The 16661-nt window shown below is 69.9% G+C and carries 19 protein-coding genes; 16 read left to right on the top strand and 3 right to left on the bottom strand.

Annotation, left to right across the window (positions count from 1 at the left end):
- The first annotated feature begins 308 nt into the window (after positions 1-308).
- Positions 309-1340, top strand: a complete 1032-nt coding sequence (locus LG379_RS17045) for an AAA family ATPase (RefSeq protein WP_225753199.1) — start codon at positions 309-311, stop codon at positions 1338-1340.
- Here LG379_RS17045 and LG379_RS17040 read toward each other — a convergent pair.
- Positions 1225-1497 (bottom strand): excisionase family DNA-binding protein, encoded by a 273-nt coding sequence (locus LG379_RS17040; RefSeq protein WP_225753198.1) that lies wholly within the window; start codon positions 1495-1497, stop codon positions 1225-1227. The two genes, LG379_RS17045 and LG379_RS17040, sit on opposite strands and share 116 nt — an antisense overlap.
- Positions 1498-1765: 268 nt before the next feature.
- On the opposite strand from LG379_RS17040, the gene LG379_RS03605 reads away from it, so the two are divergent.
- From LG379_RS03605 to LG379_RS03535, 15 genes are all read left to right on the top strand, one after another.
- Positions 1766-2635, top strand: coding sequence for a hypothetical protein (locus LG379_RS03605; protein ID WP_225753197.1), 870 nt, complete (start codon positions 1766-1768; stop codon positions 2633-2635).
- A 215-nt stretch (positions 2636-2850) separates the two neighbouring features.
- Positions 2851-3444: a hypothetical protein gene (locus LG379_RS03600; protein WP_225753196.1), complete on the top strand. Its 594-nt coding sequence runs from the start codon at positions 2851-2853 to the stop codon at positions 3442-3444.
- Between the two features lie 194 nt (positions 3445-3638).
- The gene (locus tag LG379_RS03595) at positions 3639-4355 is read left to right on the top strand and encodes a hypothetical protein (RefSeq protein WP_225753195.1); all 717 of its coding nucleotides are present in this window, start codon (positions 3639-3641) and stop codon (positions 4353-4355) included.
- A 38-nt stretch (positions 4356-4393) separates the two neighbouring features.
- Positions 4394-5074, top strand: a complete 681-nt coding sequence (locus LG379_RS03590; RefSeq protein ID WP_225753194.1) for an SAF domain-containing protein — start codon at positions 4394-4396, stop codon at positions 5072-5074.
- On the top strand, positions 5071-5841 hold the full coding sequence (locus tag LG379_RS03585; RefSeq protein ID WP_225753193.1) for a hypothetical protein: 771 nt from the start codon (positions 5071-5073) through the stop codon (positions 5839-5841). The genes LG379_RS03590 and LG379_RS03585 overlap by 4 nt, the downstream gene beginning before the upstream one ends.
- A gap of 257 nt (positions 5842-6098) precedes the next feature.
- A complete protein-coding gene (locus tag LG379_RS03580) occupies positions 6099-7412 on the top strand; it encodes a CpaF family protein (RefSeq protein ID WP_225753192.1) in 1314 nt (437 codons plus the stop codon).
- Positions 7413-7633: 221 nt separating this feature from the next.
- Positions 7634-8272, top strand: coding sequence for a type II secretion system F family protein (locus tag LG379_RS03575; protein WP_225753191.1), 639 nt, complete (start codon positions 7634-7636; stop codon positions 8270-8272).
- Between the two features lie 161 nt (positions 8273-8433).
- Positions 8434-9165, top strand: coding sequence for a type II secretion system F family protein (locus LG379_RS03570; RefSeq protein ID WP_225753190.1), 732 nt, complete (start codon positions 8434-8436; stop codon positions 9163-9165).
- A 22-nt stretch (positions 9166-9187) separates the two neighbouring features.
- Complete coding sequence (locus tag LG379_RS03565) at positions 9188-9391, top strand: hypothetical protein (RefSeq protein WP_225753189.1); 204 nt, start codon at positions 9188-9190, stop codon at positions 9389-9391.
- Between the two features lie 13 nt (positions 9392-9404).
- Positions 9405-9869: a TadE/TadG family type IV pilus assembly protein gene (locus tag LG379_RS03560; RefSeq protein WP_225753188.1), complete on the top strand. Its 465-nt coding sequence runs from the start codon at positions 9405-9407 to the stop codon at positions 9867-9869.
- Positions 9866-10321, top strand: a complete 456-nt coding sequence (locus LG379_RS03555) for a TadE/TadG family type IV pilus assembly protein (RefSeq protein WP_225753187.1) — start codon at positions 9866-9868, stop codon at positions 10319-10321. The genes LG379_RS03560 and LG379_RS03555 overlap by 4 nt, the downstream gene beginning before the upstream one ends.
- Positions 10318-10767, top strand: coding sequence for a pilus assembly protein TadG-related protein (locus LG379_RS03550; RefSeq protein WP_225753186.1), 450 nt, complete (start codon positions 10318-10320; stop codon positions 10765-10767). Before LG379_RS03555 ends, LG379_RS03550 begins: the two co-directional genes overlap by 4 nt.
- The gene (locus tag LG379_RS03545) at positions 10764-13781 is read left to right on the top strand and encodes a LysM peptidoglycan-binding domain-containing protein (protein ID WP_225753185.1); all 3018 of its coding nucleotides are present in this window, start codon (positions 10764-10766) and stop codon (positions 13779-13781) included. Before LG379_RS03550 ends, LG379_RS03545 begins: the two co-directional genes overlap by 4 nt.
- A 53-nt stretch (positions 13782-13834) precedes the next feature.
- Positions 13835-13978 carry a hypothetical protein gene (locus LG379_RS03540; protein ID WP_225753184.1) on the top strand — a complete coding sequence of 48 codons (144 nt, stop codon included), beginning with the start codon at positions 13835-13837 and terminating at the stop codon, positions 13976-13978.
- Between the two features lie 655 nt (positions 13979-14633).
- The gene (locus tag LG379_RS03535) at positions 14634-15785 is read left to right on the top strand and encodes a hypothetical protein (protein WP_225753183.1); all 1152 of its coding nucleotides are present in this window, start codon (positions 14634-14636) and stop codon (positions 15783-15785) included.
- Positions 15786-16095: 310 nt separating this feature from the next.
- On the opposite strand, the gene LG379_RS03530 is transcribed toward LG379_RS03535, so the two are convergent.
- Together LG379_RS03530 and LG379_RS03525 are read right to left on the bottom strand one after the other, a co-directional pair.
- A complete protein-coding gene (locus LG379_RS03530) occupies positions 16096-16344 on the bottom strand; it encodes a hypothetical protein (RefSeq protein WP_225753182.1) in 249 nt (82 codons plus the stop codon).
- A 40-nt stretch (positions 16345-16384) separates the two neighbouring features.
- Entirely contained in the window at positions 16385-16567 is a 183-nt protein-coding gene (locus LG379_RS03525; protein WP_225753181.1) for a helix-turn-helix domain-containing protein, read from the bottom strand.
- Between the last annotated feature and the right edge of the window lie 94 nt (positions 16568-16661).

Here is a 16661-nt window from a genome sequence, read left to right as displayed (position 1 = left end):
CGACCGGTGTCGTCCAGTTCGGGCAGCCGTCGAAGTGCAGCAGCTCGACTCGCACCGGTCACCCTCCTGCCATCCGTCTCCGGCCCCAGTCTGCCACCCACTTGATGGCACATGAACGGACAACCGCTGCCCCGGCGCCGACTGGCCTCGGGCGGTGGGGTCACGCGGCGGATTGACGAAGACGGCCACGTGCTCGTCGGGGCAGCGCCTGTACCAGGGAAAGCGACGCCCATCTGGTGCGAGCGACGCGTCGCCGCGACGCAAAGCAAGCCGACCGACTGGCACTACTCGCCAAGCCCATGCCGGCCATGCTGCGCGCCGTCACCGGACTCGCCAAGACCGCGAGCGACCAGATGATCAATGAGAGCTTCGACGCGCTCTTTAACGAGGAACGGGCCGCGCTGCGCGCACCCGAGCTGCAGATCGAGTTCGTCGGCCGACAGGGTCGCGCACAGCGCCGTAAAGTCCTCACCGGGAAGCACAAGCCCTCGAAAGTCCTGTCCGAAGGAGAGCAGAAGGTCCTCGCCATCGCGGACTTCCTTGCCGAGGCGCGCCTCGCCGGCATTACGGCGCCGGTCATCTTCGACGACCCCGTCTCCAGTCTCGATCACCGTCGCATCAACGAGGTGGCTCAACGCATCGCCTCACTCGCCGACACGACCCAGGTCATCGTGTTCACGCACGACATCTTCTTCGCCACGACCCTCCTGAATCTCATGGCCAAGTCCAAGCGATGCTCGTACTTCCACATCACCGACGAGGACGGCAAGGGGCAGGTCGCGCGTGCCACGGGACCGCGCTGGGACAACCTCAACAACCTCAAGAGGAACATCAACGAGACGATCCAGGCGGCCAAGTCCCAGGAGGGCGATGCGCGAGCCGCCCTCGTCCGGACCGGCTATGACTGGATCCGCTCCTGGTGCGAGGTCTTCACCGAGACCGAGCTCCTGCAGGGCGTCACCCAGAGGTACCAGCCGAACGTGCGTATGACGAGCCTGTCGAACATCAAAGTCGCCGCCCTGCCGGCGGCTATCGAGACGGTGAACCGCATCTTCGAAGAGGCGTGCCGCTCCATCGACGGTCATTCGCAGCCCCTGCCCACTCTGGGAGTCAGCCCCACCCTCGCGGGACTCGAAGCCCACTGGGCCGAACTGACCGACGCGCGAGTGAACTACATCAACGCGGACGACCGACCCCATGTCGACCTCAGGCGCGAAGGCGACATCACGCCTCTCGTCGGCAGTGCTCAACGAACACCGCCAGGGCGTCGGCCGGCACCTTCCGGAGCCGGCCGACGTGGACGGACTCGATCTGACCCGAGCCAAGCAGCTCGTACATGAGCGTGCGACCGATACCCAGTCGGTGGGCTGCCTCTACGACGCTGAGTAGGAGCTTCTCGTCGTTCTCGATCGTCAGGTTGATCAGGTGGGCTTCCTGGGCCGTCGGGGCTCGAGTCGCGGTCGGGCTAACGAGGCGGAGCTGGGCAGTTGCGGTCATAGCAGGCCTCCTTGAAGTGCAACATGCCAGTCAGCGTGACGAGGGCCGATAGCCGCGACGATGACGGGGAGGCCACCGCTCGAGCGAACCGCAATGACGAGTTGTGGCGCGAGGCCGTCATCGGGGTTGGTACCGATGACGCGGGACCCCGTCATTGCCCCCACCTCCTCGTCAGCGCCTCATTGACCTGCCCCTTCGCAACCGTCATCCCCAGGGCTATACCCCCTGAGCAGCGTCTCTCGTGTCCGGTCGACACCAGGAGGCGATGATGAACAACCACCCGACGACAGGCCGAGGCAGCGCCTCGCCGACAGCCCCGCCCCGCATCACTCGCGACAGGCAGGCTCTGCTGCACGCATTAGCCACCATCGACGCTGAGGGTTGGGAAGGCCACACCGCAACCGTCCTGCTGCAGTACGTCCGCAACGAGGTCGTCCGACCGCTCGCCATCGACGCCGGCCTGCGCGGCGCGGCCGCGTCTCAAGCCGAAGCCACCGGATGGGAGGCGGTGTGGGTGACCCTCACCAAGCCGTCCCTACGGACGGCGGCCTCACCGTGGGGCGTGCTGTGGCAGGTGGCGCGGCGAGCGGTCCTGGGCGAGGTCGTGGCAGCGAGATACGGCACCGAGGAGCGCCGCGGTCGCAGACTCGATGCCGCAGCCCGATCAGGCGAGGGCGGTCCATTGGCGTCTCTCGACTCGCTCGCCAGCGCCGGCTGGGAGCCTGCACACACTGACCCGGATCCCGTCGCCGGGATGGCCTGGCGAGAGCTTCTCGTTCGGGTGGACCAAGCGCTCGTCGACGCTGGGTGGGAGCCGGCTACGGCCACGCGCATCGTCGACGCCGTCCTGTGCATGCCCACCACTCCTGACCCCCGGTGCACGCTCGTCGGCTGGCGACTGCTCGCTGTCGAGCTCGACCTACCGCCCTGGCAGGCGCGCCGGCTCGCGCTCGCACTGCGGGGGACTTCCGCGTCGCCGGGTCTGATTCCGCGGCTCCTGACCGCCGGCGACGAGGTACTCCGCGACCCCAGTGTTCGCAGCGAACTGAACGGCACCCTGCATCGACTGACCACGAGCCCGCCGTTCGCAACTGCGACCGCACCTGAGCGCGGCCGTCCACAGCGCGCTGCGGGCTGAAGTCGTCCACAGATCAAGGCCGAGCGCGCCCGAGGTTGCGTCGGTCGGCGCCTACCTATCTCTATGAGGACACCACGCACCCACGCGCCAGCTGTCGTCACAGGCCGAATTGACCCCTGTTGTTCTCGGGACAACGGGTGTCCAATGGAACTCCTGGCCCAGGACGCGGCTAGGACAGGGGTGGCGCGACAACCGTTGGGGGACGGTGACCGCCGATGACGATGCACCGCACGCCCACTCGCACGGCCGCGGCAATCGCGATCGCCGCCGTGGCGTTCCTTGGTGCCTGCACCGCCGACGGCAATGATCCGAATCCGAGCCCGACGCCGACGCGAACAGCCGCTGCGTCGCCGACCGCGACCCCGACGCCCACCCCGACCGCCGATCCCGAGGTCGCTGCCGCGGAGGCCGCCGTTCTTGAGGCGTATCAGGGCTATTGGGATGCCAAGGTGCAGGCCTTCTCCGATCCCTCGGCTCCGGAGGCTCCGAGCCTGCGGCAGTTCGCCGTGGACACCGCCCTCGCTGACGTTCGGACGAGCGTTCAGTCGCTAGAGTCCAGCGGGATCGCGGTCGTCGGTGAGCCTCTCCTCGCCCCGGAGGTCTCCGATGTCGTGCTCGCTGACACCTCGACCGCGACGATCACCGACTGCGTCGATGTCAGCAACTGGCAGCCGATGTTCACGGAGAGCGGCGAGTCGGCCGCGGACCCGAACCAGGCGCTGCGCGTGCTCACGACCTCGACGGCTTACGTCTACGACGGCCGCTGGACGATCCGGAGCTCTGAGGTCGACCGGGACTCATCGTGCTGAGGCGGCTTGCTCCCGGCGTGATCCTCGGTCTGGTGTTCCCGCTAGCTTCGGCCACGAGCGCCACGGGTGGACCTCCCGTCGTCTGCCTGCCCGGAACGCAGATCTGTTGGGTCGAGGTCGAGAGTCCTGGAACGCCACAGCCGGATCCCGTATCGAACGAGGGCACCTCAGGCCGTGACGGCGGGCGCGTCTGCGTGATCGGCCGGACGGGCGAAGCGCTCCCCTGCTACGACGGCACCTTCGGCTGGTTCAACGACGTCGACGACTGCTACTACATGCTGCTCGACCCGCAGCCGCCCGGAGACGACCCCCTCTGGGAGGGCAACTACCCCTCTGGGGCCATGTACCAGGTGACGTGCATGGACCGGATACCCGGCACCAACGGCGGCTGGACGTGGCTTCCGGCGGCGCCACCTGGCTACGGCGGCATCGCGATCACTCCGGCTCAGCTCGCTGCCCGCGCCGTGGACCAGATGCACCTGGCGGGTCCCACGATCGGCATCACGGTGCCGCCGGATCGGACGGGATTGGTCGGTGTCCCGGTCTGGCTGTGGACCGAGGTCGCCCCGACCACGTGGGGACCGAACTCGGCCACCGCAGCGGTCCCTGGGCTCTCGGTGACCGCAACGGCTCAGGTCACGCAGATCGCGTGGGACATGGGTGACGGAAGCACTGAGGTCTGCACGAACGCAGGGACGCCGTGGTTCGAGGGCGGCGTCGAGTCGCCGACCTGCGACCACGTCTACGAGGCGCCATCGGTCGGCCAGCCGGACGACGCCTACACCGTGACCGCCACGTCGACGTGGGAGGTCACCTGGACCGGCGGCGGGACCTTCGGCGCCCTGACCGTCACACGGTCGTCGACGACGCCCGTGCGCATCGGCGAGCTGCAGGTGCTCGTCACGAACTGACCCCGGCCGCCACGGGCCGACCGTCATCGGGAGACGCCATGACGACACACACCACGCACACCCCGGCTGCGACGAACGGCCAAACCCAGTCGCTCCGCGCGCCCGTCGTCCTCACTCCTCGAGGACGACGTCGCCCCGGGCTGATCGTTGCGGGGATCGCCCTGGCGATGGTCGGTGCCCTCACCGCCGTCTGGCTAGTTGCCGCCGCGGGCCAGCGCTCCGGGGTCGTGGTGATGGCGCGGGACGTCGCCTACGGCGCGACGCTGACTACGCAGGATCTGGCGGTCGCGGACGTTTCCCTCGACCCTTCGGTCGCGGCGATCCCCTCGAGCGACGTTGGGAGCCTTGTCGGTCAGGTCGCGGCTGTCCGGCTGGTGGCCGGCTCGGTGCTGGCGCCCAGCCAGGTGACGGCGGCCGGTCCACCGGGACCCGGCGAGGTCGTCGTGCCCTTGTCCCTGGACCACGACCGTGTCCCCGCCGGGGGCCTGCTGCCGGGTGACCGGCTGCTGGTCGTCGACACCCCTCCCGAGCAGGCGGACCCGCCCTCGACCGACCCCGCCGTCTTCGAAACCATCGTCGCGCGGGTCGGGGTGCCGGACCTGAACGGTGTCGTCGTCGTCGACGTCGTCGCGACCGATGACGACGGGCCGGCGCTTGCTGCGCGAGCGGCGACCGGCCGATTCGCGCTGGTGGTTCAGCCACGTGGGGACGACTCATGAGCCTGTTCACCCTGTGCTCGGCGACCGGAGCTCCGGGCGTCACGACGACAGCGCTGGCACTGGGATGGGTTTGGCCTCTCGTGCACCCCGACAGGCGGAACCTCGTGGTGGATGCCGACGTCTCTGGGTCGGGAATCCTGCCGGGCTACACGCAGGCGGGAGTCCCAGCGGGCGGGGGTGTGCTGGCTCTGGCGGCGGCGCGCAGGGTCGGGACCGCGGAGGAGATCGTCGAGCACGCCGTCGCCCTCGATCCCGACGCCCGTCGATTCGTACTCACGGGCTTGAGTGCCACCACGCAGGCACGGCCGCTCGGGCCGGTGTGGCAATCGCTGGCCGACGCCGCCCCGAGTCTCGGCGCGGCCAGCACGGACGTCTTGGTGGACCTCGGCAGGCTGGGGCACCGTTACGAACCGACGCCGCTCATCGAGCAGGCGGACACGGTCGTGGTTGTCCTGGGCTCGACGCTGGCGTCGGTGACCGCCGCCGTGGAGGCAGTCCGAGCGCTGCGTGGGTCTCGCGGACCGAGCCAGACGGCGGCGCTCCTCGTCAGCGACGGTGGCCCGTACTCGGCGCGAGAGATCGCCGCCGAGCTCGAAGTCGACCGCCTACCGGTGATCGAGACGGACCGGTGGGCGGCTCGTGCGCTCACCGAGGCCGCCACCACCGGCTGGCGGTTCGATCGCTCGCCGCTGCTGCGCGCGGCACGTGAAGCCGCAGCGCACCTGCGGGACACCGTCGCCACGCTCCGCACGGGGGCGTTGTCATGAGCGGGTTCGAGCGTCTCACCCCCGATCCACGAGACCCAGGCCCACCACACAACGGCGACGCCTTGAACGGGCACCCCCGTCTGACCGCCGTTCCCAGGCCCGGATGGGCTGACGGCGCCGGGGCCCACGCGACCGTCGCTCTCGACGCGAACTCGGCCGCCTCCGCCGTTCCCAGGGCGTTGAGCACGCCCGGCGAACACGTACTTGCGGGCCCAGCGACACCAGACGCTCAGACCGTTCGGCACGTACGTCGCGCGGTGGCCGAACGGTTGGCCGCACGGCTCCAGGTGGAGCAGATCACCGACCACTCCACCCGGCGCGAGCTCGCCCGTTCGCTGGTCGCCGATGAGCTCTCGGACCGTGCACGTGGTCAGGTGCGCGACGGCGTCGAACCGTGGTCCGCGGCAACCGAGATCGGGCTCGCCGCAGCGGTGATGGCCGACCTGTTCGGGCTGGGACGGCTGCAGCCTCTCGTGGACGACCCGGACGTGGAGAACATCGAGGTCGACGGCCATGACTCGGTCTGGATCTCCTACGCCGACGGCAGCGACCAGCGCGGCCCCTCGGTGGCCGACTCCGACGACGAGCTCATCGAGATGATCCAGCTACTCGCCGCCCGCAGCGGATCGGCAGAGCGAACCTTCTCCTCCGCGCACCCGTCGCTGCACCTGCGGCTCGACGACGGCTCGCGACTGGCGGCGATGGCCTGGACCACCCCGCGCCCTCACGTCGTCATTCGCCGTCATCGGGTGCGCGACGTCGACCTGAACGACCTCGTCAAGCTCGGCACCCTCGACAGCGCGCTGGCGGCGTTCCTGCGCGCGGCGATCGGGACCGGCAAGAACGTCGTCGTGACCGGACTTCAGAACGCAGGCAAGACGACGCTGGTCCGCGCGTTGGCCAACGAGTTCGCGCCGATGGAGCGCTTCGCGACCATTGAGAAGGAGTACGAGCTGCACCTGCACGACCTGCCCCACCGCCATCCCCGCGTCGTCGCGATGGAAGGCCGCGAGGGCTCGGCGGAGAAGGACGCCCACGGACACCGCGCCGGCGAGGTCACCCTGACCGATCTGGTGCACGACGCCCTGCGGATGAACCTGCGTCGGATCATCGTCGGCGAGGTGCGCGGCCCTGAGGTGCTGCCGATGCTCGAGGCGATGTCGACCGGCGACGGGTCGCTGTGCACGCTGCACGCCCGGACCGCCCAGCACGCCATCGACCGGATCGTCACCCTGTGCCTGTCAGCCGGTGTGTCGATGACCGAGGCTTTCGCCTACCGCCTCCTTGCCGGGTCGGTCGACCTGATCGTGCACCTCGCCCTCGTCGACGAGTCCGCGGCCGGAGGGCACAAGCGCCGGTTCGTCGCCCAGGTCGTCGAGATCAACGGTCTCGGTGAGGGGTACCGCCCAGCCACGACGACGGTCTTCGGCCCGGGTTACGACGGTCGCGCCGTGCCGCTGCATCGACCCGGCTGCCTGGACGACCTCATTCGGGCGGGGTTCGACCCGACGTTTTTCGACCACCGCGGCGGCACGTGGACCACCGCCCTCGACGTCGGGGGACAGCCATGACGCCGCTGCTCGCCGGCCTCGCTGGCTCCCTGGTGGCCATCGGGCTCGTCCTCGCAGTCGTCGGGTTCCGTCGCTCGGCAGTCACGCCTCCCCTACCTGCCGCGGCGAGGCGTCGACCACGCCGACTCGCCACCTCCGGCTGGGCACGATGGCGGTGGACTGTGGCCGGCGCCGCCGGGCTGGTGACGTGGGCCATCTCTGGGTGGCCTGTCGCCGGGGCCGTGATCACAGCGACCATCGTCGGCCTGCCGGTCCTGTTTGCCACGGGCACTGTCGCCGCCCGGCGGATAGGTCGTGTCGAGGCGATCGAGGAGTGGACACGGCGCCTGTCGGACATCCTCGTTGCCGGCGTCGGCCTGGAACAGGCGTTGACCGCCAGCCTGCGGACCTGCCCACCTGCGCTTCGCGCCGAGGTCACCGCGCTGGTCGCACGACTGTCGGCGCGGTGGCCCACCGAGCAGGCCCTTCGCGCATTCGCCGACGACGTGGATGACGCTGCCGCGGACCTGGTCGTGGCGGCCCTGGTGCTCGCATCGCGGCGCCGTGGACCCGGGTTGGCGCGGGTGCTCACCGCCGTAGCGGACTCGGTCGCCGAGGACGTTGCCGTCCGCCGCAAGGTCGAAGCCGAGCGAGCCAAGCCGCGGACGACGGCGCGTGCCGTCACCCTCATCACGCTAGGCGCCGTTGCGGTCGGTGCGCTCAACGGCACCTACCTCAGCCCGTACGCCGGGCCGCTCGGGCAGCTGGTGCTGGCCGTCATCGCCACGGCGTTCATCGGCTGCCTGGCCTGGATGCGGGCCTTGACGCTGTCTCCACCGGAACCACGCTTCCTGACCGACCGTGGGGCGGCGCGCTCATGACCCTCTGGCCAGTTCTCCTCGCGGGTGCACTCGTCGGCGTCGGCGTCACCGTCGTCGTCGCCGGTCTCGTACCAGCGGCCCCCAACCTGCACGCGGCGCTCGCCCGCCTCGACCCGCACACCGCTCCGACCCCGGCTACGTTCCCCGTCGGCGAGTCCCGGGTGGCCGGCGCCCTGAAGCGTCGCGCTCTTCCCCAGCTCGTCGAGTCCCTCGGCCTTCGCCGCTACGCCACCGATCTGCGGATGGTCGACCAGACCGCCGAGGCTCTGGCTGCCCGCAAGGTCGGCTTCGGCCTGCTGGGAGTCGCGTTCCCCGCGATCCTGGCCGGCGCTGCCGCCGCGATGGGGCTCCGTCCGCCAGCGGCGCTACCGGTCGCGTTCGCCGTGATGCTCGGTGGCGCCCTCTTCGTTGTCCCCGACGTCGACCTACGCCGCCGGGCGGTCACCGCTCGCGCCGACCTGCGACGCGCCGCCTGCGTCTACCTCGAGCTCGTAGCCCTGGAGCGAGCCGCCGACGCGGGCACCACCGAAGCCCTCGACCGGGCGGCGGCCATCGGCACCACACGCGAGTTTCAGCGAATCCGCGACGCGCTGCTGCGTGCCGAGGTCACGGGTCGGCCGTCCTGGCAGGGACTCACCGACCTAGCAGACAGCACCGGTGTCGCCGAGCTGGGCGACCTCGCGGACATCATGCGGCTGTCCGGGCACGACGGCGCCGCGGTGTACGCGACGCTGCGTGCTCGCGCCGCGTCCTTGCGCACCCAGCTCCTGACGACAACGACAGCGAAGGCCAATGCCGCCTCGGAGCACATGGTCGTGCCCGTCGCGCTCCTTGGCGTCGCCTTCATGGCCTTGATCGCCTACCCCGCTTTCGCCCGCATCTTGTTCAGCTGACCAGCACAGCAAGGGAGTGAACGTGAACACCTTCGCCGCCCTCATCATTCTCAATGGCTACGTGGCCACCCTTCGCAGGGAGGTGCGCGATCGGCTCGGCGACAACGACGTCGGAGCCTCCACCCTCGAACTGGTCATCATCGTCCTGGGCCTGATCGCTGTCGCCACCCTGCTCGTCGTGGCCATCACCGCGGCGGTACAGCGACGCGTCGATCAGATCAACTGAGACCTGTCGAGCCATGAGCGCGAAGACGCCTCAAGGACCGGCACCGACCCGTCGGGCGCATCGGCGCGCGACGAGTCAGCGCCATCCGCGCGCCGCCCGGGACGCAGGGTCTGCCAGCGTGGAAGTCGCGATCCTGTTCCCGGTCGTGCTGCTCGTCGTCACCGCAATCGTCCAGTACGGGCTCTGGTTCCATGCCCGCTCGATCGCCCTGGCGGCAGCGCAGGAGGGTGTCACCGCTGCCCGGCTCTATCAGGCCGATCCAGTTGCGGGTCCCGACCGGGCGCGGGCCTTCGTCGAGACCCACGGCTCCGACACCCTCACCGAGGTCACCGCCACCGCCACCGTTCCGGGCCGCGACCAGATCGGAGTCCAGGTCACCGGGCGAGCCCTGTCGCTCCTTCCCGGCATCCCGGGGCTGACGGTGTCCCAGTCGGCGGAGGGTCCGATCGAGCGCTTCACAACGGCCGGTGGACCATGATTCGATCCGCTGCGCGTCGCCATTCGTGGGCCGGACCGGATCGCGAGCGCGGCAGCGCGACCCTCGAGCTCTCCATCCTGGCGCCGGCCCTCCTGCTCCTGTTCGGCCTGGTGGTCCTCGCCGGGCGCGTGCAGGTCGCCGCAGGCGCCGTCGAACACGCCTCGACCATCGCCGCTCGTGAGGCCTCACTCGCACGAACGGCCGTCGCGGCGCAGTCCACGGCCGCCGCCGCGGCGTCCCGCGAGCTGGAGGGCCAGGACATCCGCTGCGTCACCTCGAGCGTCACGGTTGACACGTCGGGGTTCGCCGTCGCGCTCGGGCAGCCGGGAAGTGTCTCGGCCAGCGTCACCTGCACGGTGTCCTTCGCCGACCTCGCCCTCCCCGGCCTGCCGGGGTCGCGGACTCTGACGTCGACAGCAACCTCGCCTCTCGACCAGTTCCGTGCGCGATGATCACCCGGCTGCGGCGTCGCATGGTCGGTACCGGCTCCGACACCGGGTCGGTGACGATCTTCATGGCCATCACCGTCGTCGGCCTCTTGGTCCTGATCGGACTGGTTGTCGATGGTGGAGCAAAGGTCCGTGCTGCTCAGCGCGCCGACGCGGTCGCCGCCGAGGCTGCGCGAGCGGCCGGCCAGGCGGTCGCCCTGCCCGGCGTCGTGGGCCACCAGAACGTCGCCGTTGACCGACAGGGTGCTGTCGGCGCGGCCAACGCGTACCTCGCTGCCGCGGGTGAGACCGGCAACGTCGCCATCGGCCCGGACGGCACCTCCATCGAGGTCACCGTCACTACGAGTTCCCCGACAGCGTTCCTGGCCCTTATCGGCGTCACCGATCTCACCGTCACCGGCCACGGCGAGGCCACGCTCGTCCATCGAGTCTCCGGAGAACGACCATGAACCCCACCTACGCCCCGACCCGCCGGCGCGTCCGCACCGCGCAGGACATCACGCGCGGGCTCGGCGCCGCTGCGGCGCTGGTCGCGTTCGTTGTCGGGCTGCCGCTGGTGCTCGCCGTCGTGGCGCCCTTGAGCTGGCCGCAGTCGGGGCCCACATGGGAGTCGATCCGGACTGCCCTGACGCGGCCCGATGACGGGTCGCTGCTGCTGGACGTCATCGTGGTCATCGCGTGGCTCGCGTGGGCAGCTTTCAGCGCCAGCGTCACCGTGGAGGTCGCCGCTAGCCTCCGCCACGTTCGGGCGCCTTCCATCCCGATGCTGGGCTGGTTCCAGCGGGGAGCCGCAATGCTCGTCACGACCACTGGGCTTGTTCTGAGCACCGCGGCACCATCGCTTGCGACTGGCGTGACGCCCGTCGCGGCAGCGCCCGTGTCCGCTGCCGACGTCGCACCCTCGACGATGACGGGCCTGAGCGAGCCGATGACGGCGACGCCGGCGGCAGTGACGCGCCTCCCGGCCGCGATGACGGCAATGGAGGCAGCCGGAGCTGCACATGAGGAGGCTGACCGACACCCCGTCATCACGGCCGCCCGCGGTGACACCTTGTGGTCGCTGGCCGAACGGCACCTCGGGTCCGGGCACCGCTTCACCGAGATTCGCGACCTCAACCTCGGCCGTCCACAACCCGATGGCGGTGCCTTGACCGACGCACACTGGATCTACCCCGGCTGGCAGCTTTGGCTACCCGCGGACGCCACCAACCTCCCCGCTCTTGCCGCCACGTCGGAGGCTCGCCTGGGCCCCGGTGCGACCGCGGGGGTGCACGAGGTCGTCGCGGGCGACACCTTGTGGGAGATCGCCGCCGCGCATCTCGGCGACGGTGCCCGATACCCCGAGATCTTCGACCTCAACGCTGGCGTCACCCAGAACGGCGGGAGCGGCCTCACCGACCCGGACCTCATCCGCCCCGGGTGGCGTCTCGCGCTGCCGGTCCCGGCCGAAGTCGTCAGCTCTGCGCCGCTTGAGAGCCCACCAACCGTTCCCGCGCAGAACACCCTTGCCGATTCTCCAGAGACGGCGACAAGCCGGGCCCCGGCACCTCCGCCCTCCGCTCAGCAGCACGACGGAGCGTCGAGGCCTGCGGTCGGCGTACAAGCGACGGTGCCTTCGGCCCCCGACGTCGACGGCGGCGTCGAAGACGACGACGCCGAGGACGCCAGGCCGACCCGCCTCTTCCTTGGGCTGACGGGTCTCGCCGCCCTTGGTGTCATCGGCGAGCTCGCCCGGCGCCGCCACCTCCAACACCGCACCCGCCGCACCGGCGAGCGCATCCCCCTTCCACCTCCTGGATCGCCCACCGAGGAGGCCGAACGAACCCTGCGTACCGCCACCACCCCGCTGTCGATCCCGCAGCTCAAGACGTCCCTGCTCAACCTGGCCAGTCGGGCCTACGCGGCGGAGCGCGACCTCCCCCGGATCGGCACGCTCATGCTGAGCGACGAGACCATCGAACTCCACCTCGTCAATGACGACAGCGACCCCATCCCCCCGTACGAAGCCGCCGGGCCACGCACCTGGTCCGCGCCCACAGCGGCTCTCGCTGACGATGTACCGATCGATGATGATCCCGGTCGGCCGGAGCCATACCCCGCCCTGGTCACAGTGGGCCACACCGACAGCGCCACCGTCATCGTCAACCTCGAGGCGGCCGGCACCCTCGTCGTCGCAGGTGATCCCACCGGGGCCTCCGACGTCCTGCGTGCCCTGGTCACGGAACTCGCTACGAGCGACCTGACTGGTCGAATCGGGTTGATCGCCGGCCCGCAGTTCGCCGGTCTCGCCGCTGCATGCGACCCGGCGCGCCTGCAGTGCGTCGATCCGGGTGACCTCACGGCACAGCACGTCAGTCGGTCCGCGGCCATTACTGGTGTCCTCGGAGCCATCGGCGTCGACGACACCCTCGAGGCCCGCTCCGACCGCTCGGGGGGAGACACGTGGCTCCCCGTCACCTATGTGGACGAAGCCGAAGATGCCCAATGGACGCCACCCGCTGCGTGGTCCGGCTCTGTCCTGCTGACAACGGCCCATCGAGCTGGCTGGACCCTCACAGTGGCGTCTCACGGCAGCGCGAACCTTGACGGTGACGGGATCCACTTCGTGCCTTCACGACTCACAGACGCGGACCTCCGACGGATCGTCGACCTACTGGCGGCGGCGGCCCCGGGCCCCGGACCTGACGGCACTGCGAACAATGTGATCTGTGACGAGATGGCCGAGGCGCTCGCGGCGATTCCAGCTTCTCGTGCCGTCCACTCTGAAGGCAGTAGCGACACCTCCGGACGGACTCTCCAGGTGAACGTGCTCGGCCCGATCGAGATCGTCGGCCTCCCCGAGGGTGCGCGGCCGCTCGGGAAGCGCTCCATCGAACTCCTCGTCTACCTCGCGCTCCGCGGCAAGGCGACCGGCTCCGAACTCGACGAGGTCCTCTGGCGTGGCCGGCGGGTCGAGAATCAGACCCGCAACAGCCTTCTCTACCGCACCCGACAGCGCGTGGGCGTCGCTCACCTCCCGCCGGTGGACGCGGACGGCTACTACCGGCTCGGCCGAGAGGTCGCATGCGACTGGACCGCGTTCCAGGACCTCGTCCGCCGGGGTTACGCAGAGGGCGAGAAGGGTCGCGACGCGCTGCAGGATGCGCTGAAGTTCGTCCGAGATCGCCCTCTGTGCGGCCTGGCCGGCGCCGACTACGCCTGGGCCGAGAATGACATCCAGGAAATGATCAGCGCGATCGTCGACGCCGCACACGTGCTCTCGGCCAGCCTCCTTGCGGCCGGCAAACATCAAGGTGCTCTGTCCGCCGCCACCCGAGGACTCCTCGCCGAGCCCTGCTCTGAGCGCCTGTACGACGACGCGATTCGTGCCGCCCGTGGTCGGGGCGACGCCGACGAGGCGGAGCGTCTCACGTCGAGGCTTCGAGCCACTCTGGAGAGCCTGGACCCCGAGTACGTCGGGTGACGGATGGGAGTGGCCGCCAGCCCACGCAGCGACTGCCCAGCGGAAGAAGCGGCGTGGAGGTCGGTCATCAGCTCCACCACGGAGTGGAGCCGTGGTGGCGACTCCGACGAGTCGGCGAGCAGTTGCTGACGGTCTGGGACGGCTGGCAGGGCGGCGTGGCGAAGTGGAACGACGAGCGCGCGGGGACCTCCGAGTGACCCCGACAGTCGCATTCGACAACGGCTTCTGCCCTCGGACACTTGACTTCCGTGCCGTGGCGGTCGGCAGTGACACCGACTTCGAGCCCGTCGACGCCGAGGGACAGCACGTCATGCCGTCGCCGCACCCCCCTTCCGTCCCTCGGACCTCGAGCTCGACCGCTACGCCGCTGATGTGGAGACGGCTCGAGACCTGGGGACGCCGAGAACCTGGCGCTTCTGCGAGGCCGACGACGTCGACATGCAGCGTCGATCACGTGATCGCCGGGCGCTGGGCGTCGGCGTCGGCGACCAGCACTCAGACCACCTCGCCGAGGGCGTCGGGCAGCGCATCGGGGGCGCCCGCACCGGACCGCACGGATCCCTCTGCCCCTCCACCGAAGGTCGCGAGCATCCAGCCACATGTCCACAGACCAAACGATGCGGGCCGAACCACCCGCGTCGCGGACCGAGGCTGTCCGTGTGACTTAGTACCCTCCACAGGACGGAAAGAGGGGGCCTTGTGACTGGCGGAGCGTTCGAGCGGCCGACACCGGCTGTCGTCGTGGTCGACTCGCGGAATGTCTGGGGTGCCGCGACACGCCACTTTGGAGCCGGGCGAGCGGTGCTCCCCGACGGGGTACGTGCCGCTCTTCGGAGCTATGGCTTTGAGGCCGTGGAGGTCCACGTTGCGATCGGCACCACCACAACTCCGAACGCCACCGTTTCCGAGCGTCTGAGGCACGCGCTCGAGACCAACCAGAGGTACGCCGCCGCAGTGAACGCGAGCTCGTTGGGCACCACGCTGCACGGACGCCTGGTCGAGCGCAAGGGTGAGCTGGAGGAGAAGCTCGTCGACGTCCTCTGTGCAATGCAAATCGCGCGATCCGCGCACGACATCGTTGCGGGGCGTTCCCAGGCCAGAGCGATCGTGGTCCTCTCCGAGGACATGGACCTCATCCCGGCGTACCAGTTCGCCCAGGACCTTCAGGTGCCCGTGTACGCCGCCGCCTGCGCAACCGTAGACACGCGACCGGACGCTTCCTGGATCCTTCTGGGGGAAGGCAGTCTCCGCTTGCTCTGCGAACGCCCGTTGGGCCGCTTAGTCGGACGTGACCTGCGCCAGGAGATGTGCCGTTGGCTCACAGCACCGACTCCATACCGCATGCAGTTTCGGGTGATCGCATGGGAGAAGGGCAAGAACAGGCTCCGCCTGCGGCACAACTCCGGGGCGCTCGGCATCTGGGACGCGCCGCCTTCGAACACCTCCACGGACCGAGAGGCCCGCCATGAGTTGGAAGTTGTTGGCCTCGAGCCGTGTGGGTCTGACCGGGACTTCCCGCATCTGACGCTGCGTCCCCGCAGCACCGCCTGGCCGATCCCTGGTCTCTCCATCGCAACCGTGACGCGCTGGAAGACACCGACCCGGGTCGAAGTCCGTTTGCCGGGCGGCTCCTCCCGAGCGCTTTCCGCCCCGATCGGTTCTGCCCTGCCGGGTGACGAGGTCTTGGTAGCGGAGGACCCGGGGCGGCGGCAGGCATCGTGGCGGCTCGTGGGGCCCCTCGGGACTCAACAGGAGGTTCCCGGTTGGTCGGACTCGACCGTGCCCTCACTTGCCCGAGTGACCACGGGAGGGACCTCACCGGGCGCGCGCGTCCGTGGCATGCTTGCCGAGGGCCAGGAGGTGACGATCCAGCCACCCGGTTCCGACACACCCAGAACCGGCGATCTCTACGCCGTCGTGCCGATACAGAAGGTCGGACTTCCAGACGGCGCCTTCCACGTCATGACCGTTGCCGTCTCGCGTGCTCTCACCGCAGCAGGGTGAAACTTTGGTAACGATCTGGTCCGCGGCCCCTCTGGGCTTGACTCGAGTATCCGGTTTGCCGATGCTAGGGATGCGCGCCGCGAGGTGTCGCTTTCAGCAGTGCCGGACATGTGGGCCGGCGGGATCGGGGCCGACGCTAGTGCGTCCGGCCCCTATCTCATGTATCGGGGCGCTGAAGCGCCCGCGTGCCTCCAGACTCTCCGCCTCAGGCCCTCCGGCGAACGTCGCGAGCGTCCAGCCCCACGCCCCGGAACTCGCATCGGGCGTCCGAGACCAGGACAGGACGAACGGCGGCGAGGCGCCGCCTTGCCTAGACCGCCCGTGGGCCAAGTGGCCGGTACGGCAGGTCAGGTTTCGCTAGGTCGCGCAGCATCTCCTCGACTCGCTCCTGAAGATGCTCCGTCCGCTGCTCGCCGATCCACATCACGATCGACGCGAAGAGCTCCGGGTTCCGGCTAGCGGTCAGGAGGAGCGTGAGGGCCGCGGCCGCGCTCAGTGCCGCCCAGACGCGCCGCGGCACGACGAGACGGACGATGTCGATGAGGTCCAGCGCGTTCATGACCATACCGTCGCACCACCCGCTGACACGGCGACGCCCGTCAATCCCTGGGCGTCACGAGGCGCTTGCTGGCGGGTCGCAGGAGGCGCCAGTCGCGGTCGACACGGCGCCCGGGGAGCGACCCTGAGGAGACTCGCTGCAGCACGGCTGACGCGGTCACGCCGAGCAGCTCGGCCGCCTCCTGGATGGAGAGGGTCTCCACCACGCCGAGCCAGTACCCCATCGTCGAAGTCCTCGGTCGCCTTGAGGTGCAGCGACGCCGGCTCGCGGCCGACCGCGGCGGTCCTATGTGGCGTCACGAGGACCGCAGTCGCTTG

Origin of the sequence: Actinotalea sp. Marseille-Q4924, from assembly GCF_916618755.1 — a bacterium.
Lineage (GTDB): Bacteria > Actinomycetota > Actinomycetes > Actinomycetales > Cellulomonadaceae > Actinotalea.
Note: the sequence above shows the minus strand (reverse complement) of the source record. Positions and strands in the feature narration are given on the sequence as shown.

What these genes read in the sequence shown, in the direction of transcription:
- LG379_RS17045 (WP_225753199.1), top strand. Translation starts at nt 309, where the DNA reads ATGCTGCGCGCCGTCACCGGACTCGCCAAGACCGCGAGCGACCAGATG.
- LG379_RS17040 (WP_225753198.1), bottom strand. Translation starts at nt 1,497, where the DNA reads ATGACCGCAACTGCCCAGCTCCGCCTCGTTAGCCCGACCGCGACTCGA.
- LG379_RS03605 (WP_225753197.1), top strand. Translation starts at nt 1,766, where the DNA reads ATGAACAACCACCCGACGACAGGCCGAGGCAGCGCCTCGCCGACAGCC.
- LG379_RS03600 (WP_225753196.1), top strand. Translation starts at nt 2,851, where the DNA reads ATGACGATGCACCGCACGCCCACTCGCACGGCCGCGGCAATCGCGATC.
- LG379_RS03590 (WP_225753194.1), top strand. Translation starts at nt 4,394, where the DNA reads ATGACGACACACACCACGCACACCCCGGCTGCGACGAACGGCCAAACC.
- LG379_RS03585 (WP_225753193.1), top strand. Translation starts at nt 5,071, where the DNA reads ATGAGCCTGTTCACCCTGTGCTCGGCGACCGGAGCTCCGGGCGTCACG.
- LG379_RS03560 (WP_225753188.1), top strand. Translation starts at nt 9,405, where the DNA reads ATGAGCGCGAAGACGCCTCAAGGACCGGCACCGACCCGTCGGGCGCAT.
- LG379_RS03555 (WP_225753187.1), top strand. Translation starts at nt 9,866, where the DNA reads ATGATTCGATCCGCTGCGCGTCGCCATTCGTGGGCCGGACCGGATCGC.
- LG379_RS03550 (WP_225753186.1), top strand. Translation starts at nt 10,318, where the DNA reads ATGATCACCCGGCTGCGGCGTCGCATGGTCGGTACCGGCTCCGACACC.
- LG379_RS03545 (WP_225753185.1), top strand. Translation starts at nt 10,764, where the DNA reads ATGAACCCCACCTACGCCCCGACCCGCCGGCGCGTCCGCACCGCGCAG.
- LG379_RS03530 (WP_225753182.1), bottom strand. Translation starts at nt 16,344, where the DNA reads ATGAACGCGCTGGACCTCATCGACATCGTCCGTCTCGTCGTGCCGCGG.
- LG379_RS03525 (WP_225753181.1), bottom strand. Translation starts at nt 16,567, where the DNA reads ATGGGGTACTGGCTCGGCGTGGTGGAGACCCTCTCCATCCAGGAGGCG.